Raw genomic sequence first — 24,683 nt, forward strand, 5'->3', positions numbered from 1 at the left:
GTAACCGCGCGCGCCCGATGATCGGGCGTGCAATCCAACGATCCGACCTTGAGCCTTCTGGCCGCCGGTTTCGGCCTCGGCGGCCTCGGCTACCTGATGACCCATCCGGAGCCGTCACGAGAGGGAATCCTGATCGGGCTCTCGTGCCTGATCCTGTGCGCCGGGTTCTCCGCGCTTCCGCGTTCCCGGGCGCCCGCGCCGCGGGCGCCGGATGCGGTGCCGTCGGGGGAAGCCGCCGCGGATGCACCGGAGATGTCGACGCCGAAGGGTCCCCAGCCCCACCGGATGCTCCTGATGCAGGTGCGACAGCCGGCGTCCCGCCTGCCCGACGTGGCGACGCACCGGCGGCGCAACAGCGACAGGCAGACGCCCCGCCAGACCTGACGCGTGCCTAACGTTTCAGGCCCGACGAGCGTGCGGTCGCTCAGAGACGGTTGTTCTTGTTGTGAACGTCCAGGCAGACGGCAGCCAGCAGGACGGCCCCCTTGATCACCTGCTGCCAATCGACCCCGATCCCCAGGATCGACATACCGTTGTTCATGATGCCGATGATGAACGCGCCGATCACCACGCCCGAGACCTTGCCGATCCCCCCGGCCGCCGAGGCCCCGCCGATGAAGCAGGCCGCGATCACGTCGAGTTCGAAGCCGATGCCGGCCTTCGAATTGGCGGTGTTGAGACGGGCGACGAAGATCATGCCGGCGAGGGCCGCCAGCGCGCCCATGTTGGCGAAGGTCAGGAAGGTCAGGCGCTCCGTCCTGATGCCGGACAGGCGGGCGGCCTTGATGTTGCCCCCCAGCGCGTAGATCCGACGCCCGATCGTCGTCCGGGTCGTGACGAAGCCGTACACCACCACCAGCCCGAACATGACGAGCAGGACGTTGGGCAGGCCGCGATAGGCGCTCATCTGGTACGCGAAGGCGAGGATCACGATCGCGGTGACGCCGTTGCGGAGGATGAAGGCTGCCGGGGAAGCCACCGGGCCGCCGCTCCTGACCCGCGCCCGCCGGCGGCGCCAATTCAGGCCGACCCCCACCGTCGTGAGCACGAGGGCGATCAGGAGCGCCGTCCAGGGACCGGCGAAATTCGTCAGAAAGCCCTTGGAGAGCAGCTGGAACACCTCCGGGAACGGGCCGATGGAAGCGCCCTGCAGGAGCGCCTGGGTCAGGCCGCGGAAGACCAGCATGCCGGCCAGGGTGACGATGAAGCTCGGAATGGCCAGATAGGCCACGATGTAGCCCTGCAGCCCACCGATGACCGCGCCGACCACGAGACACACGGCGGTGGCGGACAGCGGGTCGAACCCGAAGCGGACCATCAGGAGCGCCGCCAGCGCGCCCACGAAGCCGACGGCAGAGCCGATCGACAGGTCGATATGGCCGGCTACGATGACCAGCAACATGCCCAGAGCCATGACGACGACGTAGCTGTTCTGCAGGATCAGGTTGGTGAGGTTCAGCGGCTGGAACAGCACGCCGCCCGTCGCGTACTCGAAGAACAGGGTGATCGCGGCCAGCGCGAACACGAGACCGTATTCGCGCAGCTGCGTCATCGCGAAGACGCCGCGGCGCAGCCGGGGCTCGGTGGCGGCACTGGAGGCCGGCAGTCCTTCGCGGCCGGGAACCATGGCCTTGCTCGCAGAAACTTCGTTCATCCGTTCAGGTCCTTGGCGCGCATGATGGCGCGCATGATCGCTTCCTGGCTGGCCTCGGCGCGGGGAAACTCGCCGACGAAGCGCCCTTCGTTCATCACGTAGATCCGGTCGCAGAGACCGAGCAGCTCGGGCATCTCGGAGGAGATCACCAGGACGCCCCGGCCGTCATCGGCCAGCTCGTTGATAATGCTGTAGATCTCGTACTTGGCGCCGACATCGATGCCGCGGGTCGGCTCGTCGAGGATGAGCACCTTGGGCTGGGTGAACAGCCACTTGCTCAACACGACCTTCTGCTGGTTCCCACCCGACAGATTGACGGTCTGCTGCGTCACCCCGAAGGAACGGATGCGCATCTTCGTGCGGTAGCCGCTCGCCACCCGGTGCTCGGCGTCCTCGTCGATCACCGCGGCGGTGGAGATGCCCGGCAGATTCGCCAGGGTCGTGTTCCTGGCGATGTCCTCGCCGAGCACGAGCCCGAGCTGTTTGCGGTCCTCGGTGACGTAAGCGAGGCCCGCCGCGATCGCCCGCTCGACCGTCGAGACGTCGACCGCCGCACCATCGATCCGGACGGTGCCGCCGATGCCCTGCCCGTAGGACCGGCCGAACAGGCTCATGGCGAATTCCGTCCGGCCCGAGCCCATCAGCCCAGCGATCCCGACGATCTCGCCCCTGCGCAGGCTCAGGCTGACGTTGCGCACCACGGTCCGTTCGGCATGGACGGGGTGGTGGACCGTCCAGTCCCGCACCTCCATCAGCACGTTGCCGATCCGCGGCACGCGCACCGGATAGCGGTTCGCCAGGGTACGGCCGACCATCGCCCGGATGATGCGGTCCTCGTCGATCGCTTCGCTGCGGCAGTGAAGGGTCTCGACGGTGGTGCCGTCGCGCAGGACGGTGATCCGGTCGGCGACCTTGGCGATCTCGTTGAGCTTGTGGGAGATCAGGATGGACGCGATGCCCTGCGCCTTGAAGCGCAGCAGCAGCCGCAGCAGGGCCTCGCTGTCCGTCTCGCTGAGGCTCGCGGTCGGCTCATCGAGGATCAGCAGCCTGACCTTCTTGGAGAGCGCCTTGGCGATCTCGACGAGCTGCTGCTTCCCGACACCGAGTTGGGTGACGAGGGTTTCGGGATTCTCGTGGAGCCCCACCAGGGCCATCAGCTCGCGGGCGCGGGCATAGACCCGGTCGCGGTCGATGATCCCGAACCGGGCCGGCTCGTTGCCCAGGAAGATGTTCTCGGCGATCGACAGGTACGGGACCAGGGCCAGTTCCTGGTGGATGATCACGATCCCGAGTCGTTCGCTGTCGGTGATGTTCCGGAACTGGCCGGGGCGGCCCTCGTAGACGATCTCCCCCTCGTAGGACCCGTGGGGATAGACGCCGCTCAGGACCTTCATGAGCGTCGACTTCCCGGCACCGTTCTCGCCGACCAGGGCGAGGATCTCGGCGGGCTCGACAGTGAGGTTGACGTCGTCGAGGGCCTTGACGCCGGGGAACGTCTTGGAAATTCCCCGCATTTCGAGGATGGGCTGCATGCGGCGCCTTCCAGCTCGGACTGCACGTGCGCACCCCGCGCCGGCGATGTCGGCGCGGGACCGGGATCGAACGGGACCCTTCGGTCCCGGCTTCGGTCACTTGAGCTGGTCGAGGGTATAGTAGCCGGTGTCGACCAGGGCCGGCTTCCAGTTGGCCTTGGTGACGATCACCGGGGTCAGCAAGTAGGACGGGACGATCTTCTTGCCGTTGTCGTAAGTCTTCGCGTCGTTGATCTCCGGCGGCCGGCCGGCCTCGATGGCGTCGATCATCGCCACCGTGACCTTGGCCAGATCGCGGGTGTCCTTGAAGATCGTCGCCGTCTGCTCGCCCGCGATGATCGACTTCACCGCTTGCAGCTCGGCGTCCTGGCCGCTGACCACCGGCAGCGTCACCCCGCCGGAGCCGTAGCCGACGCTCTTCACCGACGAGAGGATGGCGGTGGAGATGCCGTCATAGGGCGAGAGCACCGCATCGAGATGGGCGTTGCCGTAATAGGCCGAGAGCAGGTTATCCATCCGGGCCTGGGCGGTCGCGGGGTCCCAGCGCAGGGTCGAGACCTTGTCCATGCCGAATTGGCCCGAGCGGACCACCAGCTTCTTGGCGTCGATGTAGGGCTTCAGCACCGACAGGGCACCGTCGTAGAAAAAGTATGCGTTGTTGTCGTCGGGTGAGCCGCCGAACAGCTCGATGTTGAACGGACCCTTGCCGTCCTTCAGCCCGAGGGCGTCGACGATGGAGGTCGCCTGCTGGACGCCGACCTTGTAGTTGTCGAAGGTGGCGTAATAGTCGACGTTCGGCGTCCCCTTGATGAGCCGGTCGTAGGCGATGACCTTGACGCCGCGCTCGCTCGCCTTCGCCAGCACATCGCTGAGGGTGGTGCCGTCGATGGAGGCGACAACCAGGATCTTCACCCCCTTCGTGAGCATGTTCTCGATCTGAGCGAGCTGTGTGGGGATATCGTCGTCCGCGTATTGCAGATCCGGCTTGTAGCCTTTGGTTTTCAGAAGCCTGACGATGTTGTTTCCGTCATCGATCCACCGCTGCGACGACTTCGTCGGCATGGCGACCCCGATCGGATCCCCATCGGCAGCCTGCGCCGAGGTGGCGGCAGGCGCCCCTAAGAGCGCCGAACCAAGGATCGAACTTATAATCAATCTCTTTATGTTCATAATTCCCCCCTCATTTTTGTTTTATTCTTCGAATTATTTAATAATGATCACTCTAAAATCGATCATACCTACTCGAATATGACCGTCTTTATCTTCAGATGACACCGCTTTGCGGCGATAAAGCCCACGATCTACACGGAAGCATCTGTCAAAGTAGCGACGATGCCGTTAATCACGTGGTGCCGGGCACACGGACAGGATCCAGCGTGGCCCGAGGTGACCGGCGGCCAAGCGTCGAAGTCGGCGCGCAAGCGGCGCATGCGGTCTTCTTGCGGGGCCGGGTTTCACCTCGGCCGCCAAGGTTGCCTGATTTGTATGAGTTATAGAACGGGGCGTCAATCGGAGGGTGCCGATCGCGCTCCAAAATCGGTCGGCTGTGGATTCCCGTCGGAGACGCGATCGACGGCTGGCGCTTCGCGGATCGCAAACCGGAACCTGCCGGGTTCACCGCGGCCTCGGAGAGACCGAAGCGGAGCCTGCGGGCGCGCGATGCGTGCCGACGCGGGCCGCACAGCGGTGCCGCCGGCTCATGGTGCGTCGGAGCGCGGCCGCGACATCCCGAGGGACCCGGAGCGCGGGCAAAGCCGGTCGCGGCTCAAGGTTAGACGAACCCGGAGTTCGGATGTGCTTGCGTCCCGGCGACGGTCCGGACGGCTCAGCCGCGACCGACGAACGGCATCTTGGTGGCCATGATGGTCATGAACTGCACGTTGGTCTCGAGCGGCAGGTTCGCCATCGACAGCACCGCCTGGCCGACATGGTCCGGATCCATCACCGCCTCGGCGCGCAGGGAGCCGTCTGCCTGAGGGACGCCGGCCTTCATCTTGCCGCCCATGGGGGTGTCGGCATTGCCGATGTCGATCTGGCCGCAGGCGATGTCGTAGGCGCGCCCATCGAGGGAGGTCGCCTTGGTCAGGCCGGTCACGGCGTGCTTGGTCGCCGTGTAGGCGATGGAGTTCGGCCGGGGGGCATGCGCCGAAATCGAGCCGTTGTTGATGATCCGGCCGCCGCGGGGATCCTGGTCGCGCATGATCCGGAAGGCGTGCTGGGTGCAGAGGAACAGCGCGGTCAGGTTGGTGTCGACCACCTGCCGCCACGTCTCGAGCGGCAAGTCCTCCAGGGGCACGGCCGGCGCGCCGATCCCGGCATTGTTGAAGAGCAGGTCGAGGCGGCCGAACGCGGCCTGCGTGCGGGCGAACAGGGCGGCGATCGACTCCGGGTCGGTCACGTCGGTGGACACCGCGAGCGCCCGGTCTCCGCCGATCTGCGCGGCGACCTCGTCGAGGGGGGTCTGCCGTCGCCCGGACAGCACCACGCGCCATCCGGCGCCGGCGAGCGCCAGGGCGGCGGCCTTGCCGACCCCCGTCCCCGCCCCGGTCACGATCGCGATCCGATCAGCCCTCGACATGCCTTCCTCCCGGTTTCGCCTTTGCTCCGCCTGTAGCGGATGGGCGACGCGGCGCGAAGGGACAGACGTTTCAGATGCGGGTGACGGTCACGGGGCTTAGCGTCCCCATGCTGTGCACTATGGTGGTGCGAAGCAGAGGGGACGGGGAGGGGAGCGCCACGATGCGATCGGGTTCGTCGGCAGGTCTGCGCAGGATGATCGACGCGGCGGTGCCGGCGTGAGCGCACCGGACATCCCGTTCCTCGCCGGACTCGACGCTCCGGCGGTCGCGGCCGTGCGGGCGCGCATGGTCCCGATGGCGGTGGCAGGCGGCCGGACCCTGTTCGAGCAGGGCGAGACGGGTGATGCGCTCTACACCCTGGTCTCGGGGGTCGTGGGCGTGTCGGCCCGGGACCATGCCGGGCGTCCGACCCGGGTCGCGCGTCTCAGACCGCCCGAGACCTTCGGCGAGATGGCCTTGCTGTCGGACGCCCCCCGGGCGGCGACCGTCATGGCCCTGCGCGACTCGCACCTCTTGAAGCTCACCCGCGAGGCCTTCGAGGCGGTCATCGCCGAGCATCCGCACACGCTGCTCTATTTCGCCCGCATGCTCGCCGACCGCCTGCGGGCGCGCAACGACGGCTATTCGGTCCACCACGCGCCGCGGATCTTCACGGTCCTGGCCGTCACGGATGGTCCGGACCCGGCCGTGACGGCGCACCAGCTCGCCACTGCCCTCGACGCCCTGCTGCCCGGCGAAACCGGATGCCTGACGGACTGGCCGGACGGCGCCGACGAGGCGTGGTTCCAGGGTTTCGAAAATCGGCACGCGCGCACGATCTTCGCGGCGCACGAGATCGACTGCCCCTGGTGCCGCCAGAGCCAGCGGCGGGGCGACCATATCCTGCTCCTGGCCGAACCCGGCGCGCCGCCGCGGCCGGGGGCTGCGGCCTATCTCGACCGCGTGCGCTCCGACTGGATCCGCATGGACCTCGTCGTCCGCCAGGATCCCGCGGCGCAGCGCCCGAAGCCCCTGCATCCGGAGGTCGCGGCCTTGCCGGCGGCACTGCGGATCCAGGTCCGGGACGGCCGCCAGACGGATCTCCATCGCCTCGCCCGGCTCGTCAGCGGGGCGGCGCGGGGCCTCGTCCTGGGCGGCGGGGGTGCCCGTGGGCTCGCCCATCTCGGCGTCCTCAAGGCCCTGGACGAGGCGTCCTGCGCGCCGGACTTCGTCGGCGGGACCAGCATGGGTGCGGTCATCGCGGCGAGCCTCGCCATGGGCTGGAGCATCACGGAGATCCAGGCGCAGATCGAGACGTTCTTTGCCACCAGCAACCCGATCAACGACTACACGCTGCCGCTGCACGCCCTGACCCGCGGCGCCAAGGTCGATGCCGGGCTGGCCGCGCGCTACGGCGGCGTGCGGATCGAGGACCTCTGGCTGCCGTTCTTCTGCGTCTCGTCGAACCTGACGACCGGCGACACCATGGTGCACCGCTCGGGCGACCTGCCGAAGGCGCTGCGGGCCAGCATCGCCATCCCCGGACTGCTGCCGCCGGTGCTCTGCGACGAGGGCGTGCTGGTCGACGGCGGCATGATGAACAACGTCCCGGCCGACGTGGCCGCCGGAATGGAGCGCGGCCCGGTGCTGGCCGTCGACGTCGGATCCGACCGGGCGTTCCAGGACATGCCGCAGCGCGGCTGGGGCGGCCGGCTCGTGCGCAGGCTGATCGGCTCGCCCCTGGCGATGCCCGGGCTCGCGCCGCTCCTCCTGCGCGCCGCCACCGTGTCGAGCGATGCCCAGAGCCTGATGGCGGCGGCCCACGCAACCGCCGTGCTCAAGCCCCGGCTCGCGGGCATCGATCTGCGGGCGTGGTCGCGCTTCCGGGAATCGGCGGAACTCGGCTACCGGGAAACCCGGTCTGGCCTGGAAACCGGTGCGCTCGCGGGCTGGCTCGACCCGATGCGCTGATAGGTCGGCGTGCGGCAGCGCACGCGCGACGCCGCCGGCCCTGTAACACGGCGCCGGCGGCGTCGATCTCTCCGGCAGGAACATCCTTCGGAGCTTCATGCCATGATCCACCATGCGACGCCTGCGATCCTCCCCGCCGCCGGACCGGCGCGCGACCGGAACGCCCCGTCCGACCGGACCGCCGCGGAATCCGTGCTGCACGGCGCGGCCTTCGTGCTCCTGTGCCTCTGGACCCGGACTTCGCCGGACCGGTTGAGGGACCAGCTCTCCTCGGAGGCCGGCGTCTGTACTGCGCTCGGGTTCTGAACGGATCGCCCGCACCCGCACGGGCGTTCTCCGCCGGGCATGACGGAGCACGGGACAGCATGGACGTCGCGGGTGTGCGGTTTCGCCGGGTCGCGCTGCCGGAGATCGGTCTGCACGTGGCCGAGGCCGGCCCGGAGACGGGACCGCCAACCATCCTGCTGCACGGCTTCCCGGAATTCTGGTACGGCTGGCGCCACCAGTTCGGACCGCTCGCCGCAGCGGGCCTCCATGTGATCGCGCCGGACCAGCGCGGCTACGGCCTCAGCGACAAGCCGGACGGGATCGCGGCCTATCACCTGGACCGGCTGGCGGACGATGTCCTGGCGCTGGCCGACGCGTACGCGGCGCCCACGGTGCGGCTGGTCGGCCATGATTGGGGCGGCCTCGTCGCGTGGTGGGTGGCCAGCCGGTACCCCGAACGGATCGACCGGCTGGCGATCCTGAACGCGCCCCATCCCGCCGTGGTCGGCGCCTACATGCGGCACCATCCGGGCCAGTGGCTGCGCAGCACCTATGTGGGCCTGTTCCAGCTTCCCCACCTTCCCGAGCGGCTGCTCATGGCGGACCGCTGCCGCGCCCTGCGCCGGGCGCTGTCGAACACCAGCCGACCCGGTGCCTTCGCGACCGCCGATCTCGACCGCTACGTCGAGGCCTGGATGCAGCCCGGCGCGATGACGGCCATGCTCAACTGGTATCGGGCTCTGGTGCGCCTGCCGCGTATGACGCCGCCCCGCGTCCGCGTGCCGACGCTGATTCTCTGGGGCCGGCAGGATACCGCGTTGCAGCCCGGGCTGGCGGAGACGAGCCTCGCCGTCTGCGACTACGGCCGGATCCATTGGTACCCGCGCGCCAGCCATTGGATCGCGCACGAGCAGCCCGCAGCGGTCAACGCGGACCTGATCGCCTTCCTGAGCTGAGATAGCGCTCCGCCGCCGGCATCACGCGGTCTGATTGCAGGATCGGCATGAATACACGGATAAATATCGACAGTGTCCAAGGCAGGACAATGGGTCGTGGAAGACCGCGGGTTTAATCCGCAGACTTTCTCCACGGCGCATCATTATTTTCTGGCGGTGCCCCGGAACTTTGCGACCATAAATTTCTTTAGTGGGGTCTCGTACAGACCGATCGGAGTTTGGCCACCATGTCGTTTCGTTCCTTCCTGACCACCGGCGTGATCTTCGCCGGCCTGCTCGCCGGAACCGGGATTGCTCAGGCTACCCCCGTGGCGCCCCAGCCCGGCCTGACCGCCTCCGACATGGTCGAGACCGCGGCGATGCATCGTCACCACCGCATGCATCATCATCGGATGCATCGCCATCATTCGACCCGGCACGAGCGCCGCATGCGCCGCATGAACACGATGCGCCACGGCAACCCGAACGCCAGGAACCCATCGCGGCCCGGCTACCAGCAGCAACTCGGCAACACCACGGGCGGCCCGCGCTACTGAAGTCCGGCAGTGCCTCGGCCCGGCGCTCCATCCACCGGCGATGCGCCTTCTCCCCAGCCGCGTCGGCGCGTGCGTCCTGATTCGGAGCCGGTGCTCTGCTAAGAGACGCCATGGCCCGAACCGCCGCCCGCCCCGCCGTCGACACGACGCCCCTGCCCACGCCCGGCCTGGATCCGGTCGGCGCCACGCCGATGATGGCGCAGTACATCGAGATCAAGGCGGCCAATCCGGACTGCCTCCTGTTCTACAGGATGGGAGACTTCTACGAGCTGTTCTTCGAGGACGCCGAAACCGCCTCCCGAGCCCTCGGCATTGTCCTGACCAAGCGCGGCAAGCACGCGGGCAACGAGATTCCGATGTGCGGCGTGCCGGTCGACCGGGCCGACGACTACCTCCACCGCCTCATCGCCTTCGGCCACAGGGTCGCCGTGTGCGAGCAGACCGAGGATCCCGCCGAGGCCAAGAAGCGCGGCCCGAAATCGGTGGTGCGACGGGAAGTCGTGCGCCTCGTCACCCCGGGGACGATCACGGAGGATCGGCTCCTCGATCCCGCCCGGGCCAACCTCCTCCTGGCGATCGGCCGCCGGAAGACCGGCGAGGGCGCAGTCACCTACGGCCTCGCGGCGGTCGATATCTCCACCGGGCGGTTTTCCCTGAGCGAGGTCGCGGGCGGCGACCTCGCGGGTGCCATCGCCCGGCACGATCCCCGCGAGATCGTCCTGTCGGAGGCAATCCACGCCGATCCGGCTCTGGCGCGGATCTGGCAGGACAGCCGCGCCGCGATCGTGCCCCTGGCCCAGGCCGAACTGGAGCCCGCCGCCGCCGAGCGGCGCCTGCGGGAGCAGTACGGCGTCGCGACGCTGGACGGGTTCGGCCAGTTCACGCGAGCCGAGACCGCGGCGGCCGGTGCGGCGCTGCTCTACATCGCCCGCACCCAGCTCGCCGCCCGGCCGCCCCTGGCGGTCCCGTCCCGCGAGGACGGCGGCGCCACCCTGGCGATCGACGCCGCGACCCGCGCCAACCTCGAACTCACCCGGACCCTGTCGGGGGAGCGCGCCGGCAGCCTCCTCGCCACGATCGACCGTACGGTCACGGCCAACGGCGCGCGGCTGCTCGCCGAGCATCTCGCCGGCCCGCTCACCAACCTCGACGCCATCGCCCGGCGGCACGCGGCCGTCGCCCATCTCGTGGAGGACGGGCGCCTGCGCGGCGCGTTGCGCGACACCCTGGCGCGCGCGCCCGATCTCGCCCGGGCGCTGTCTCGTACCGGCCTCGGCCGCGCCGGCCCCCGTGACCTGGCCGCCATACGGGACGGCCTCGCCGTCGCGGCCGATCTCGGCGCACGCCTCGCCGCTGTCGCCGATCTGCCGTCGGATCTCGCACGCCTGGCCGAGCACTTGGCCGCCGCCGACCCTGAGCTGATCGACACCCTGGGGGCCGCTCTGGCCGACGAACTGCCCCTGAGCCGACGTGACGGCGGCTTCGTGCGGCAGGGCTACCACCCCGAGATCGACGAGGCGCGGACCCTCGGCCAGGATTCGCGCAAGGTGATCGCCGCCCTGCAGGCCCGCTATGCCGAGCAGACCGGCTGCCGCACCCTGCGCATCAAGCACAACAACCTGCTCGGCTATTTCATCGAGGTCCCGCAATCCGTCGGCGAGGCTTGCCTCAAAGGTCTCCAGAGCGAGTTCGTCCACCGGCAGACCATGGTGGACGCCATGCGCTTCACCAGCGTCGCGCTGGGTGAACTCGAGTCGAAGATCTCGGGTGCCTCCGACCGGGCGCTTGCCCTGGAAGCCGCGGTCTTCGATGACCTCGCGGCCCGCATCCTCGCCAGGGCCGAGCCGATCGCCGAAGTGGCCGAGGCGCTGGCCGGACTGGACGTAGCGGCCAGCCAGGCGGAACTCGCCGTCGAACTCGACTGGCGACGGCCCGTCGTCGACGAATCCCTGAGCTTCGTCGTGGTCGGCGGCCGCCATCCGGTGGTCGAGGCGGCCTTGCGCCGGGCGGGCGAGCCGTTCATCGCCAACGACTGCGACCTCTCGGGCGACACGCGCGGCCGGATCCGGCTGATCACCGGCCCGAACATGGGCGGCAAGTCGACTTTCCTGCGCCAGAACGCGCTGATCGCGGTCCTCGCCCAGATGGGCGCCTTCGTACCGGCCGCGGAGGCGCGGATCGGGCGGGTCGACCGTCTGTTCTCCCGGGTCGGCGCCGCCGACGACCTCGCCCGTGGACAATCGACCTTCATGGTCGAGATGGTCGAGACCGCCGCGATCCTCAATCAGGCGACGCGGCGCTCCCTGGTAATCCTGGACGAGATCGGACGCGGGACGGCGACCTTCGACGGCCTGTCGATCGCCTGGGCCTGCCTGGAGCACCTCCACGAGGTGAATGCCTGCCGGGCGCTGTTCGCGACGCATTTCCACGAGCTGACCGCCCTCGGCGACCGGCTGGCGCGGCTGGAGAACGCGACCCTGAAGGTGGCCGAACACCGGGACGGCGTCGTGTTCCTGCACGAGGTCGTGGCGGGGGTGGCCGAACGCAGCTACGGCCTTCAGGTGGCGCGGCTCGCAGGCCTGCCCGGCAGCGTCGTGACCCGGGCCGGCGCCATCCTGAAGAGCCTCGAGAAGGCCGAGCGGGGCCGTCCAGCGCGCGCCAAGATCGACGACCTGCCGCTCTTCGCCGCCCTGGCACCGCCGCCGCCGCCGGAGCCGCCGCCGGAGGATACCCTCGGGACGATGCTCGACGCCATCGATCCCGACGCGCTCACGCCGCGGGAGGCACTCGATGCACTATACCGGCTGAAGCGCGAGCGCGCGGGCCGGGGCTGAGGGGAAGCCGAAGCGGACCGCCGGCCCGAACGCCGCGTCTGCGCATCGGAGGTCGGATCCGCGCCGCGACAAGGGGCTCAGAGCGGAGCGAGGCTGAACCCGTCGGGACAGGCCGGCTCGTCGCGGCCGGCCCGGCGGTCTGCAACGTAGTCGAGGGTGCTGGCCACCACACGCTCCGAATAAGGCTTGGCGATCACCCCGATCGCCCCTGCGAAATCGGCGGGGATGCGTTTGGCGTTGGCGGTCATGAAAACCACGGTTGTGCGCCGGTCGGCCGACAGGGCGCGGGCGACGTCGATGCCGGTCGGGCCGTCGACCAAGTGAATGTCGACCAGTGCCACGTCGGGCGCGGTGGACCGGCCCATCGCGATGGCCTCGATCGCGTTGCCGGCGACACCGACGGTGACGTGCCCGAGATCGTCCAGGAGGCTTTCGAGTTCGAGGGCGATCAGGGCCTCGTCTTCGACCACGAGGATGCGGAGCCCGACATCCGCGGCGGCGTTCCCGATCCCCATGCGACCTCCGTCCTCCGGCTCCGCGGCCGCCGAGCTTGATGCGTCCAAACCGATTTCTCAAGCCGGCGGCTGGAGCGGAATATCGATCTCGACGGTCGTGCCCGGGCCGGCATCCGCCCACGCGATGGTCCCGCGCATCTGCCGGACGACCATCTCCACGAGATTCCGCCCGAAGCCCGCCGGGTTCGGCGACGCGGCGGCGAAACCCACGCCGTCGTCGCGGATCGACATGTGCATGCCCCGGTCGGTGCGGCGGGCGAGAATGGAGACGCGCCCCTCGCGCTCGCCCGGGAAGGCGTGGCGCAGGGCGTTCGCCGTGAGCTCGTGGATCATCAGGGCGAGCGGCGCCGCCATGGCGGCCGCGACCGCGATCGACTCGACATCGGCCTCGACGCGGCACCGGTCCGGGTCGAGGCCGGCATTCATGTCGGCCAGGAACTCGGTCGTGAAATCACCGAGATTGAAATGCGTGCAGTCGCCCTCGGAATAGAGCATCCGGTGCGCCGTCGAGAGCGCGCCGATCCGTTCCGCCATGCCCTGAAGCGCCTCCCGGGCCTCGCCTTCCGGCGTGCGCCGGGCCTTCAGCAGCATCAGCGAGGAGATCACCTGAAGATTGTTCTTCACCCGGTGATCGACCTCGTGCAGCAGCGCCGTCTTCTGCTCCAGGGCCGCGGTCAGGTCGTGGGTCCGCGCGTTGACGAGCCGCTCCAGCTCGTCGTTGGTGCCGCGCATCGACACCTCCATCTGGTGGACATACGTCATGTCCGCCTGGGCGGCGTAGTAGTAGGCGAGACCTTCGGCGTCGCTGACCGGGGTGATGGTCATGGCGTTCCAGAAGGTCGTCCCGTCCTTCCGGTAGTTCAGCAGCTCGACCGAGATCGGCTCGGCGGCCTCGACGGCCGAGCGGATCCGCTCGACGGTAAACCGGTCGGTGCCCGGCCCCTGCAGCATCCGACAATTGCGCCCGACGATCTCGTCGGCGGCATAGCCCGTCACCTGAAGGAACGCGGCATTCGCCCAGGTGATCGGGTTGTCGGGGACGCGGGCATCGGTGATCACCATGGGCGTAGGGCTGCGGGCGAACGCGTCGACGAGCGTCGCCAACGGTGGACCGGACTCGGATGGGACAATCAACGCATCATTCCACGGTCAGGCGGCATACCCGTTCGTCCGGCGGCGTCACCGACACACCGCGATCCGCGGAACGTGGACGCCGCGTTAAGCAAGCTTCTACCAAGAATGGGGCGCAAAACATCACGATCCAGCGACGAACGGTGCGGCGTAAGGCTGCCACGATTTCGCGGGATCAAGGCCACGCAGGCTCAGGAGTTCCATGCCATGGCCAACCCGCCACAGGCGAACCGTCGCTTCCGGCTCCGCGATATCGTCGAGGACCGGCGGATCGTGCTCATGCTGGCGCTCGGGTTCTCCTCGGGCCTGCCGCTCCTTCTGGTCCTGGGAACCTTCACGCTCCGGCTCGCCTTCTCGGACATCGACGTTCGGGCGATCGGCCTGTTCAGCTACGTGGCGCTGCCCTACTCGCTGAAATTCCTCTGGGCGCCCGCCATCGACCGGCTGAACGTCCCGGTTCTGGGCGCCCGCCTCGGGCGCCGACGGGCCTGGATGGTCACCACCCAGGCTGCGGTGGCCCTGTGCCTCATCCTGATGGCCTTCTCCGATCCCAAGACCAACCTCGCGCTCCTCGGCCTCGGGGCGTTCCTGGTGGCGTTCTGCGCCGCCAGCCAGGACGTGGTGATCGACGGCTGGCGCATCGACGCCGCCGGCAGCGACTTCCAGGGCATCCTGGCCGCGACCTCGAACCTCGGATACCGCATCGGCCTGATCACCGCCGGCGCGGGCGCGCTGTTCATCGCCGCGGCCGGAGGCTGGACGCTGGCCTACCTGATAATGGCCGCCCTGATGCTCGTCGGGATGATCGCGGCCTTGCTGGCCCCGGCCTTCGACATCCAGCGTGCCGCCCGGGCGGAGACGCCCGGCCGATCGCGGCTCTGGTCGATGCGCCAGGCCGTGCTGGAGCCGCTGACCGAGCTGCATGGCCGCTTCGGCGGTGCCCTCTGGGGCATCCTGCTGCTCGTGGCCCTGTTCCGGCTTCCGGACTTCCTGTCGGGGGTGATGGCGAGCCCGCTTTACCGGACGCTGGGCTTCGACCTGAAGGAGATCGCCACCGTCACGAAGCTCTACGGCATCTGGGTCGGCATCGCGGGGGGATTTGCGGGCGGCTGGGCGCTGGCCCGCCTCGGGCTGTTCCCGACCCTTCTCATCGGTGCCTTCCTGGCCGCGTCCTCGCACCTCGCCTTCGCGTGGCTCTCGGCCGGCGCACCGGACCTGTGGCGCCTGACGGTGGCCATCTCCATCGAGAATTTCTGCGGCTCCTTCGCTGGCATCGTGCTGATCGCCTACATGTCGAGCCTGACCAGCCCGGCCTACGCGGCGACGCAGTACGCGCTGTTCTCCTCGCTCTACGCGCTGCCGGGCAAGCTGGTCGCCGGCGCGTCGGGCTTTATCGTCGCGGCGATCGGCTATCCGGCCTTCTTCGTGATGACCTCACTGGTGGGCATCCCGGTGCTGCTGCTGTGCCTCGCCGTGGGGCGGCGCAGCGGTCAGGCGGCGGCCGCGGACGCACAGGACGGACCGGGGGCGGGGAACCGCATCCCGGCGCCCGAGCTTCCTTCCACGGCGCGCGCCCCGGGAGCGGCGTGAGCGCGACAGATCCAGGGATCCACGGATGAGCACGAGCGACCTCACCCGCGCCGGCGAGATCCTGCCGGCGGCGACGCAAGAGACGGTTCTGAGCGATGCCGACCTCGCCGCCCTGCGCCGGGCCGTGCAGGTGCTGGAACGGCCGAGCCTCGCCGCGCGGCTCTCGGCGGCGGCGGGCGCTCCCCTGGACCTGATCGGCCGGTCGCTGCCCGCACCCATCACCGAGGCCGTCGGGCGCAGTACCGAGGCCGCCATGCGCGGGGCGATGCGCGTCGCGTTGGCGACGCTGCCCCGGACTCAGCTCGCCCCCGCCGAGGGCGGCGGGCTCGGCGCCGCAGCCGCGAAGGCCGAGGGCCGGATCGCCCGGATGCTCGGCTCGGGCGACGGCAAGCACAAGGCCCTGGCGGCGCTGTCCGGTGCGGTCGGCGGTGCGTTCGGCCTCGCCACGCTCGCCGTGGAGCTTCCGGTCTCCACAACGCTGATGCTGCGCTCGATCGCCGAGATCGCCCGGGAGGAGGGCGAGGATCTGGAGACGCCCGAAGGGGCGCTCGCCTGCGTCCAGGTCTTCGCCCTCGGCGGCCGGTCCTCGGCCGAGACCGCGTCGGCCGCGACGCTCACCGAGAGCGGCTATTTCGCGGTCCGCGCCGCCCTGGCCAAGACTTTGTCCGAAGCCGCGCGCTACGCCGGCAGCAAGACGCTCCTCGACCAGTCGGCCCCGGCCCTGATCCGGTTCACCGCGCAGATCGCGGCGCGCTTCGGCCTCGTCGTGTCCCAGAAAGTCGCCGCTCAGGCGGTGCCGATCCTCGGTGCCTTTGGGGGTGCGGCGGTCAATGCCGCCTTCATGAACCACTTCCAGGCGACCGCACGCGCCCATTTCACGGTCCGGCGCCTGGAACGCTCCTATGGGAGCGCCGCCGTGCGCGCCGCCTACGAGGTCGAGAAGGCGGCCCTCGGGGTCGCTTGATCCGCCCGCGGGAAATCCGCACAGACTCGTATCGTCTGCTTCGGACGACGGCACGGAGGCGGCCCTGATCGGCAACGGCGAGATGGTGGCCCGGCTGGCGCTGGCGGCGCTGTTCGGCAGCGTGATCGGCCTGGAACGCGAGCGCCTGCTCTGGGCGGCAGGCCTGCGGACCCACATGCTGGTCTGCGTCGGCTCCTGCCTGATCATGCTGGTATCCGCCTTCGGATTCTCCGACGTGCTGGGCACCGATCACGTCGTGCTCGACCCTTCCCGCATCGGCGCGCAAGTGGTCTCCGGCATCGGCTTCCTGGGCGCCGGGACGATCCTGCTGCGCGGCGAGGTGGTGAAGGGTCTCACCACGGCGGCGAGCCTGTGGGGCGTAGCGGCGATCGGGCTGGCGATCGGCAGCGGCCTCTACGTGCCGGCCCTGGCCGCGACGGGGCTGATCGTCGGCATCCTGGCCGGCGTGAAGCCGTTCGAGGAGCGCTGGCGCGATCGGATGCGGGCTCAGACCCTGCGATTGACCGTCCGCAGGGGCGCGATGTCCATCGACACGCTGCAGGCCGCCACCGGCGAGCGCGCCTCGCGGGTGCAGAGCTTCACGGTCCGCCCCGGCACCGATCCGGACCACGACGAGGTCGCCGTCACCTTCGTTCGCCTGTCCAGAACGAGCGTCGCGGCCATTGCGGCGAAGCTGCGCGCGATGCCGGACGTCGTCACGGTGGAGGAGGGGGCGGAGTAGGCCGCGGCCGGCTCACGCCGCTCCGACACCCTCACCGTCGAGGAACAGGCGATAGGCCGGATTCTCGGTCTCGTCGGTGGCCGGGTAGCCGAGGGCCTCGATCACCGAATCGAATCGGGCGCAATCAGCCGGCGGCACCGCGATGCCGGCCAGAACCCGGCCGTAATCGGCGCCGTGATTGCGATAGTGGAACAGCGTGATGTCGAAGTCCGGACCGAGCGCCTCGAGGAACTTCATCAGCGCGCCCGGCCGCTCCGGGAACTGGAAGCGGAACAGCCGCTCGTGCGCCACGCCCACGGCTCGGCCGCCGACCATGTAGCGGACATGCACCTTGGCCATCTCGTTGTCGCTCATGTCGAGGACGCGGTAGCCCGCCTCGCGCAGGGAGGCGATCAGCCCCTGCTTCTCGCGCTTGCCGCCGGCGACGTTGATGCCGACGAAGATCTGCGCCTCGGAGCCCGGCGCGTGCCGGTAGTTGAACTCGGTGACGGCCCGCGGTCCGAGGGCCTGGATGAAGGACCGGTAGGCGCCCGGCCGCTCCGGGATGGTGACGCCGAGCAGGACCTCGCGCTGCTCGCCGATCTCGGCGCGTTCGGCGATGTGCCGCAGGCGATCGAAGTTCAGGTTCGCCCCCGACGAGATGGCGACCAGGGTGCCGTCGCCACCCTCGCGCTCGGCATAGACCTTGGCGCCCGCCAGGCTCAGCGCGCCGGAGGGCTCCGAGATCGCGCGGGTGTCGTCGAAGATGTCCTTGACCGCCGCGCACATGGCGTCGGTGTCGACGGTGATGACCCCGTCGAGATGCTCGCGGCAGAGCCGGAACGTCTCCTCGCCGGCTTGGCGTACGGCGACGCCGTCGGCGAACAGGCCGACCGTGGGCAGGCTGACCCGGGTGTCGGCGGCGAGGGCGGCGGCCATGCAGGCGGCATCCTCCGGCTCGACGCCGATCACCTTGGTGCCGGGCCGCAGGTACTTCACGAAGGTGGCGATCCCGGCGGCGAGCCCGCCCCCGCCCACCGGCACGAAGATCGCCTCGATCGGCCCGGTATGCTGCTGCAGGATCTCCTTGCCGATCGTCCCCTGGCCGGCGATCACGTCCGGATCGTCGAACGGGTGCAGGAAGGTCAGGCCCTGCTCGGCCTCCAGGATCTTCGCCTGGGCGAGCGCCTCGTCGAAGGCGTCCCCGTGCAGCACGACCTCGGCCCCCCGCGCCCGGCAGGCCTCGACCTTGATCGACGGGGTGGTGCGCGGCATCACGATGACGGCCCGCGCGCCGAGCTTGGCGGCGGCGAGCGCCACGCCCTGCGCGTGGTTGCCGGCGGACGCGCAGACGACGCCGCGGGCGATCTGCTCGGGGCTCAGGCCCGACATCTTGTTGTAGGCGCCGCGCAGTTTGAACGAGAAGACCGGCTGCAGGTCCTCACGCTTCAGGAGGACCGGCCGCCCGAGGCGCTGCGTCAGGCGCGGCATCGGATCGAGGGGGCTCTCGATCGCCACGTCGTAGACGCGGGCGGTGAGGATCTTGCGGATGTAGTCCGTCACGGTGTTGGGTCTCGGCCGATGCGCGGGGCTATGCCGGGCAGATAGACCCTCCAGCCCGCGGATGCGAGCGCGCCCCGAGCGATGCAGGTCAGCCCAGCCGGTCGACCAGGGCCGCCACCCAGACCAGCAGCGCCGCCATCTGCGCCATGAAGGTGCCGGCGGAGGCGAGGTCCTTTACGGTGCCGATCATCGGATGGTGGCCCGGATGGACATGGTCGCAGAGCTTCTCGACGGCGGTGTTGAGAAACTCGGCGGCCAGCATCAGCAGCAGGCTGACCATCAGGGCGATGCGCACCCACAGCGTCCCGCTCAGGACCAGGGCGACCGGCACGCCTACGGCCAGGAGCATCAGCTCCTGCCGCACGGCCCGCTCGGTGCGGGCGCCGTGGCGCAGGCCGCGCCAGGAATTGAGGAAGGCCAGGACCAGGGCGTTCATCGGACGGCCGTCTCCGGCACCGACCGGCTGATCCACTTGGCGAGCAGCGGGCCGGTGAGCAGCACCACGAACAGGCGCAGGGTCTGGACCGCCAGCACGAAGGAGACGTCGGCCTTCGAGCCGACGGCGATGATCGCCACGGAATCGAGGCCCCCGGGGCTGGTGGCGAGGACGGCGGTCAGGAGGTCGATCGGCAGGAGCAGGGTCAGCCCCCAGCCCCACGCCGCGCACAGGGCGATGACCGAGAAGGTCGCCACCAGGATACCGGGCAGGGCCGTGACCGTCAGGCGCAGGGTCTCCCGGGTGAAGCGCAGGCCCACGTAGATGCCGATGCAGGCATAGGCGAGCTCAAGGATCGGCACCGGCAGCGCCATGCGGACGAGCCCGGTCGCGTGGAGGAGGCTGCCGAGCACCATCGGCCCGACCTGCGCGCCGGCCGGCACCCGCAGGGCGAGCGCCGCACCCGCGCCCACGACGGCGACCGCGAGGGTCGCCAGCAGGGCGAGCGGGCCGGTGACCTCGCCGGCCCCGGCGGCGGCCCCCGGCACCGGCGTCTCCATCAGGAACCGGGCGGCCAGCGAGGCCGAGAACACCACGGCCGCGACGCGGACGTACTGCATGAACGCCACGAGGCGCGGGTCGGCGCCGAAATCCTCCGCCATGGCCACCATGGCGGAGGCGCCGCCGGGGGACGACCCCCAGGCCGCGGTGGTCCCCGGGAGCACGCGCAGCCGGGTGAGGATCCAGCCGACGAGGCCGCTGACCGCGACGGTCACCAGCACCACCGCGACGATGAGCGGGCCGTCCTCCAGCAGGGTCTGGGCGATCTGCCCGGTGACGGCGTGCGCCACGAGGCAGCCGATCGCCGCCTGCGAGGCCTGGAAGGCGGACCGCGGCACGCGCAGGCGCGAGCCGCCGACCCCGAAGGCGATGGCCGCGATCATCGGCCCCAGCAGCAATGCGGCCGGGAACTGCGCGCGCATCAGTCCGTAGGAGAGGACCGCGGACGCGGCAGCGAGGGCGGCCCAGAGGCCGAAGGTGCGGAGAGGGGGCAAGGCGACCGATCGGGGCGTGGCCCGCTTCAGCCGGCAGGCGTCAGGCGCGCGCTATACCGCAATATTGGCCCTGTCACGGCAGCGTTTCGACACGGCCGCCCCGCGCAAACGTCAGGGCTCGCGGGTCAGGGCGGCGAAGGCGGTGTCGAGGCGTGCCCTTGCATTGGCCAGACCCTTGCGGCGGCCGTCGAGCCAGGCCCGGTCGGCCTCCAGCCGGTCGCGGGCGCCGGCCAGCATCCGCCGGACCTCCGCGGGTTGCGGGCCGCCGAGTCCCTTGGCGGCGTCGATCATGCCCCGGGCCGACAAAGCCGCCCGAAGTCGGCCCTCATCGATGGGCAGCTCCGGTGTCAGCCCCGATCCGGCGGCCGCCTCTGCATAGATCCGCCGCACCTCCGGGAAGGGCAGGTCGGCCGGGCGCAGGTCGTGGCTGCGGCCGTAGCTCACCAGTTCGGACGCAAAGTAGTGACCGAGCCGGAACGGCACGTCCGCCTCGCGCTGGAGCGTGTCGGCGAGTTCGGTGGTGGTGGCGTAATCCGCCGCGACCTCGTCGGCGGCGCGCGCCCGGTCGACCACCAGCCCGTCGAGGACGCGGGTCCAACGCCGGCACATCTCGGCGGCCTCGGCCAGGGTATGCCCCGGGGGCTCGGCCTGGTTGCGCTTGTAGTCCGGCATCCCGGAATCGACGTTGTGCGCCATGATCGCGAAGGCCTGTGCGGCCCCGACGACGTCGCTGGCCTTCATGCGCAGACCGTAGAGCGCCACCGGATTGCGCTTCTGCGGCATGATGCTGCTCGGCCCCGTCAACGCCCCCTCGCGCAGCAGGATCCACGGCCGGGTCTCATGATACTGCGCGTAGAGGTCCTGCGCGAAGCTGCCGGCCGTGGTGGCGAGATTGGCCGCGAGCCCGGTCAGCTCAAGCCCCATATCCATCGGCGCGAGCTGTCCGGCATCGTAGCTGTTCTCCACCGGCGCATCGAAGCCGAGCAGGGCCGCTAGCCGGTTGCGGTCCACCGGGAAGCTCGACGTCCCGAGGGCGGCCGCGCCCAGGGGCGACTGGTTCAGTCTTGCCCAGGTCTCACGCAGGCGGTCCGAATCCCGGGCGAGCACGGCCGCGTAGCCCAGATACAGATGGCCGAGCGTCGTCGGCTGGGCCTGGACCCCGTTGGTATAGGCCGGGACGATCGTATCGGCCTCGCGCTCGGCCACCGCCAGCAGGGCGGCGCGGGTCTCGGCCAGGGTCTTGGCGAGGGTGAGGAGGCGGTCGCGCTGGTCGAGCTTCAGCACCGTCGGGATGATGTCCTGGCGGCTGCGCCCCGCATGCATCCGGGTGGCGTCGGGGCCGGCGACGGCGGTGATCAGCGGTTCGATCCGGAGGTAGTCGTCCGGCCGGTCGGCCCCCGGCTTCGCCGCGTCGGCGGCGACCTGATCGAGGGCGCGGGCAATGGTGGCCGCCAGAGCGCGCGGGACGATGCCGGTTTCCACCGTCATCACCAGGGAGGCGCGGTTGATCTCATCGATCCGGGCGAAGCTGTCCTTCGGCTCGGCGTGGGCTCCAGCGGGGACCAGCAGCGCCAGCACGGCCCAGACCCTCATGCGCCGCATCGGCCCGCTCCCCGTTTTCCGCCCGATCCTGATGGACCCGCCTGATAGACCTGCAAGGCCCGCCATCCTATTCACGACCGCGCGGAGTGGGGGCCTCGGATGGGGCCGTCTCGCGGTCACGACAGGCCGCCGTCCCCGGGGGGGCGTGCGCCCGGAAGAAGCCGGCGAGGTTCATAAGCCCCGCGGCCCGCGGGTCGCTCGCTCGCCAGACCAGGGCGATGGTGCGTCCCGGTCCGTCGACAGCGAAGGCACGGGTCACCGTCAGGCCGCTGGGATCGGGGTGGACAGGCACCGCGAGGGCCGGCAGCAGCGTGTAGCCGGCGCCCGCGGCCACCATCGAGCGGAGCGTCTCCAGGCTCGTGGCGTGGCGGCCGGCCGAGGTCCCGGCGCCGCAGGCCGCGATCGTCTGGTCGCGCAGGCAGTTGCCCTCGTCGAGGAGCAGCAGGTCCGGACCGCCGATCTCGGTCGCCGACAGGGCACCGCCCCGGGCGAGGGCATGCTCCGCCGGGCAGGCGAGCCAGAACGGCTCGACGAACAGCGGCGCGACCGTCAGCCCCTGAGGCGCCACCGGCAGCGACACGAGCGCCGCGTCGATGCGCCCGTCGCGCAGACCCTCGACGATCTCGGTGGTCCGCGACTCCGCCAGTGAGAGCATCAGCAACGGATACTGCTCGCGGAGCGGCCGCAGCACCAACGGGAAGAAATACGGCCCGAGCGTCTGGATCGCGGCGAGGACGAGCCGCCCGGTCAGCGGCGAGCCGCGGCCCTCGCTGGCGAGCGCCAGGAGACGCTGCGCCTCTGCCAGGACCACGCGCGCCTGACGGATTATTCCTTGCCCGGCCTCGGTCAGGAGGATCCTGCGGTTCGAGCGTTCGAACAAAGACAGGCCGAGTGCGGTTTCTAATTTGCGGATCTGCACGCTCAGCGTCGGCTGGCTGACGTTGCAGCGCTCGGCGGCCCGGCCGAAATGCCCTTCGTCGGCGACCGCGACGACGTATTCGAGATCACGCAGGGAGAGGCCCGCCAGGTTCATAGGCTCTGCCTATCAGAACCTTTGTGACGATGCATTTGCCACGGGGTCATGCCGGGGTCATAACCCCCGACCAGAACGGTTCCAGGTTGGCCGCGATGTCGGTCGACAGCCTTCGCAGCACGGAGAGACGGTACGCATGAGCGATCAACGCCCGATCCTGACCACCCGCCAGGGCCATCCGGTCCGCGACAACCAGAGCACCCGCACGGTCGGTGAGCGCGGGCCTGCGACGCTTGAGAACTACCAGTTCATCGAGAAGATCACCCACTTCGACCGCGAGCGCATCCCCGAGCGGGTCGTCCACGCCCGCGGCGCCGGTGCCCACGGCTGGTTCGAGGCCTACGGCAAGATCGGCGACGAGCCGGCCTCCAAGTACACCCGCGCCCGCGTGCTCAACGAGACCGGCGTCAAGACGCCGATGTTCGTGCGCTTCTCGACCGTGGCCGGCGCCAAGGAAAGCCCGGAGACCGAGCGCGACCCGCGCGGCTTCGCGGTCAAGTTCAAGACCGTCGACGGCAACTGGGACCTCGTGGGCAACAACCTCAAGGTCTTCTTCATCCGCGACGCGATCAAGTTCCCCGACATGATCCACGCGTTCAAGCCGGATCCGGTGACCAACCGCCAGGAGGCGTGGCGCTTCTTCGACTTCGTGGCGCAGCACCCCGAGTCGATCCACATGGTGACGCACCTGAAGTCGCCCTGGGGCATCCCGGCCAATTACCGCGAGATGGAAGGCTCGGGCGTCAACACCTACAAGCTGGTCAACGACCAGGGCGAGGCGGTGCTGTGCAAGTTCCACTGGATCCCGAAGCAGGGTGTCCGGAACCTGACGTCTCAACAGGCCTCCGAGATCCAGGCCAAGGATGTCGGCCACGCGACCCGCGACCTGTACGACAACATCAAGGCCGGCAATTTCCCCGAATGGGAGTTCGCCGTGCAGATCATGCCGGACGGCCCGAACGACCCCCTGTCGTTCGACCCGCTGGACGACACGAAGCTATGGCCGGTGGACCAGTTCCCGCTGCTGCCCTGCGGCCGGATGGTGCTCGACCGCGTGCCGGACAACTTCTTCGCCGAGGTCGAGCAGTCGGCCTTCGGCACCGGCGTTCTGGTCGACGGCATCGACTTCTCGGACGACAAGATGCTGCAGGGCCGGACGCTGTCCTACTCGGACACCCAGCGCTACCGCGTCGGCGCCAACTACCTGCAGCTGCCGATCAACGCGCCGCAGCCCGGCGTGCGGGTCTACTCGAACCAGCGCGACGGTCAGATGGCCTACACGGTCGACGGCACAGGCCCGAACAAGCACATCAACTACGAGCCCTCCACCCTGGCCGAGGGCCTGCGCGAGGCTCCGAAGCCCACGAAGGACTATCACCAGCCGGTCCAGGGCAATCTCGGCCGCTACCAGACCTCGCGCACCGAGGACGACTACACCCAGGCGGGCGTGCGCTACCGGTCGTTCCAGGATTGGGAACGCGACGACTTGATCGCCAACCTCGTGGGCGACATGAAGCAGTGCCCGGAGCCGATCCAGTTGCGGATGGTCTGGCACTTCTGGCACGCCGACGAGGATTACGGCCGCCGTGTCGCCGAGGGCGCCGGGATCGACCTGGAGAAGGCCAAGGCCCTGCCGCCGCTGCCGGGCCGCGCCGCCCCGGGCCAGCGCCTGCAGTCCGAGACCTACACGGACGGCGCGCAGGCCCACCGGGTCGCCGCCGAGTAAGCCGCGCGGTCCCGACGACGATCGATGCCCCGCGCGGTC

The 24,683-nt window shown here is 69.8% G+C and carries 21 protein-coding genes; 10 read left to right on the top strand and 11 right to left on the bottom strand.

The genetic code is table 11. The annotated features are described in order from the left end of the window. The first annotated feature begins 27 nt into the window (after positions 1-27). Complete coding sequence (locus ACXJKQ_RS01455) at positions 28-384, top strand: energy transducer TonB (RefSeq protein ID WP_457103980.1); 357 nt, start codon at positions 28-30, stop codon at positions 382-384. Between the two features lie 40 nt (positions 385-424). Here ACXJKQ_RS01455 and mmsB read toward each other — a convergent pair whose 3' ends face one another. The 4 genes from mmsB to ACXJKQ_RS01475 all read right to left on the bottom strand — a co-directional run bounded on the left by mmsB (position 425) and on the right by ACXJKQ_RS01475 (position 5,764). Then, a complete protein-coding gene (gene mmsB, locus ACXJKQ_RS01460) occupies positions 425-1,654 on the bottom strand; it encodes a multiple monosaccharide ABC transporter permease (protein WP_457103981.1) in 1,230 nt (409 codons plus the stop codon). Further along, positions 1,651-3,186 carry a multiple monosaccharide ABC transporter ATP-binding protein gene (gene mmsA, locus ACXJKQ_RS01465; protein WP_457103982.1) on the bottom strand — a complete coding sequence of 512 codons (1,536 nt, stop codon included), beginning with the start codon at positions 3,184-3,186 and terminating at the stop codon, positions 1,651-1,653. Before mmsA ends, mmsB begins: the two co-directional genes overlap by 4 nt. A gap of 96 nt (positions 3,187-3,282) precedes the next feature. Continuing rightward, positions 3,283-4,359 (bottom strand): multiple monosaccharide ABC transporter substrate-binding protein, encoded by a 1,077-nt coding sequence (chvE, locus tag ACXJKQ_RS01470; protein WP_457104067.1) that lies wholly within the window; start codon positions 4,357-4,359, stop codon positions 3,283-3,285. A gap of 652 nt (positions 4,360-5,011) precedes the next feature. Then, entirely contained in the window at positions 5,012-5,764 is a 753-nt protein-coding gene (locus ACXJKQ_RS01475) for an SDR family oxidoreductase (RefSeq protein ID WP_457103983.1), read from the bottom strand. 217 nt (positions 5,765-5,981) lie between these two features. On the opposite strand from ACXJKQ_RS01475, the gene ACXJKQ_RS01480 reads away from it, so the two are divergent. The 5 genes from ACXJKQ_RS01480 to mutS all read left to right on the top strand — a co-directional run bounded on the left by ACXJKQ_RS01480 (position 5,982) and on the right by mutS (position 12,308). Next, positions 5,982-7,715 carry a patatin-like phospholipase family protein gene (locus tag ACXJKQ_RS01480; protein ID WP_457103984.1) on the top strand — a complete coding sequence of 578 codons (1,734 nt, stop codon included), beginning with the start codon at positions 5,982-5,984 and terminating at the stop codon, positions 7,713-7,715. Between the two features lie 102 nt (positions 7,716-7,817). Then, positions 7,818-8,021: a hypothetical protein gene (locus ACXJKQ_RS01485; RefSeq protein WP_457103985.1), complete on the top strand. Its 204-nt coding sequence runs from the start codon at positions 7,818-7,820 to the stop codon at positions 8,019-8,021. Between the two features lie 59 nt (positions 8,022-8,080). Further along, positions 8,081-8,938: an alpha/beta fold hydrolase gene (locus ACXJKQ_RS01490; protein ID WP_457103986.1), complete on the top strand. Its 858-nt coding sequence runs from the start codon at positions 8,081-8,083 to the stop codon at positions 8,936-8,938. A 227-nt stretch (positions 8,939-9,165) separates the two neighbouring features. Further along, positions 9,166-9,474: a hypothetical protein gene (locus ACXJKQ_RS01495; protein ID WP_457103987.1), complete on the top strand. Its 309-nt coding sequence runs from the start codon at positions 9,166-9,168 to the stop codon at positions 9,472-9,474. Between the two features lie 110 nt (positions 9,475-9,584). Continuing rightward, positions 9,585-12,308 (top strand): DNA mismatch repair protein MutS, encoded by a 2,724-nt coding sequence (gene mutS, locus ACXJKQ_RS01500; protein WP_457103988.1) that lies wholly within the window; start codon positions 9,585-9,587, stop codon positions 12,306-12,308. Positions 12,309-12,385: 77 nt separating this feature from the next. Here the strand turns inward: mutS and ACXJKQ_RS01505 are convergent, their stop codons facing one another. Continuing rightward, entirely contained in the window at positions 12,386-12,823 is a 438-nt protein-coding gene (locus tag ACXJKQ_RS01505; RefSeq protein ID WP_457103989.1) for a response regulator, read from the bottom strand. A gap of 57 nt (positions 12,824-12,880) precedes the next feature. Continuing rightward, a complete protein-coding gene (locus ACXJKQ_RS01510) occupies positions 12,881-13,927 on the bottom strand; it encodes a histidine kinase dimerization/phosphoacceptor domain -containing protein (RefSeq protein ID WP_457103990.1) in 1,047 nt (348 codons plus the stop codon). 234 nt (positions 13,928-14,161) lie between these two features. On the opposite strand from ACXJKQ_RS01510, the gene ACXJKQ_RS01515 reads away from it, so the two are divergent. The 3 genes from ACXJKQ_RS01515 (at position 14,162) to ACXJKQ_RS01525 (ending at position 17,250) form a co-directional block, all read left to right on the top strand. After that, entirely contained in the window at positions 14,162-15,544 is a 1,383-nt protein-coding gene (locus ACXJKQ_RS01515) for an AmpG family muropeptide MFS transporter (RefSeq protein WP_457103991.1), read from the top strand. Between the two features lie 25 nt (positions 15,545-15,569). Next, a complete protein-coding gene (locus ACXJKQ_RS01520) occupies positions 15,570-16,508 on the top strand; it encodes an EcsC family protein (RefSeq protein ID WP_457103992.1) in 939 nt (312 codons plus the stop codon). Positions 16,509-16,590: 82 nt separating this feature from the next. Then, the gene (locus ACXJKQ_RS01525; RefSeq protein WP_457103993.1) at positions 16,591-17,250 is read left to right on the top strand and encodes an MgtC/SapB family protein; all 660 of its coding nucleotides are present in this window, start codon (positions 16,591-16,593) and stop codon (positions 17,248-17,250) included. A 12-nt stretch (positions 17,251-17,262) separates the two neighbouring features. Here ACXJKQ_RS01525 and ilvA read toward each other — a convergent pair whose 3' ends face one another. The 5 genes from ilvA to ACXJKQ_RS01550 all read right to left on the bottom strand — a co-directional run bounded on the left by ilvA (position 17,263) and on the right by ACXJKQ_RS01550 (position 22,918). After that, complete coding sequence (gene ilvA / locus ACXJKQ_RS01530) at positions 17,263-18,879, bottom strand: threonine ammonia-lyase, biosynthetic (RefSeq protein WP_457104068.1); 1,617 nt, start codon at positions 18,877-18,879, stop codon at positions 17,263-17,265. Position 18,880: 1 nt separating this feature from the next. After that, entirely contained in the window at positions 18,881-19,228 is a 348-nt protein-coding gene (locus ACXJKQ_RS01535; RefSeq protein ID WP_457103994.1) for a diacylglycerol kinase, read from the bottom strand. After that, positions 19,225-20,283 carry an AbrB family transcriptional regulator gene (locus tag ACXJKQ_RS01540; RefSeq protein ID WP_457103995.1) on the bottom strand — a complete coding sequence of 353 codons (1,059 nt, stop codon included), beginning with the start codon at positions 20,281-20,283 and terminating at the stop codon, positions 19,225-19,227. The genes ACXJKQ_RS01535 and ACXJKQ_RS01540 overlap by 4 nt, the downstream gene beginning before the upstream one ends. Before the next feature lie 111 nt (positions 20,284-20,394). After that, complete coding sequence (locus tag ACXJKQ_RS01545) at positions 20,395-21,885, bottom strand: lyase family protein (RefSeq protein WP_457103996.1); 1,491 nt, start codon at positions 21,883-21,885, stop codon at positions 20,395-20,397. Positions 21,886-21,952: 67 nt separating this feature from the next. After that, positions 21,953-22,918, bottom strand: a complete 966-nt coding sequence (locus ACXJKQ_RS01550; RefSeq protein WP_457103997.1) for a LysR substrate-binding domain-containing protein — start codon at positions 22,916-22,918, stop codon at positions 21,953-21,955. 136 nt (positions 22,919-23,054) lie between these two features. On the opposite strand from ACXJKQ_RS01550, the gene ACXJKQ_RS01555 reads away from it, so the two are divergent. Beyond that, entirely contained in the window at positions 23,055-24,644 is a 1,590-nt protein-coding gene (locus tag ACXJKQ_RS01555; protein WP_457103998.1) for a catalase, read from the top strand. The last annotated feature ends 39 nt before the right edge of the window (positions 24,645-24,683 follow it).

The organism is Methylobacterium sp. P5_C11 (assembly GCF_054049775.1).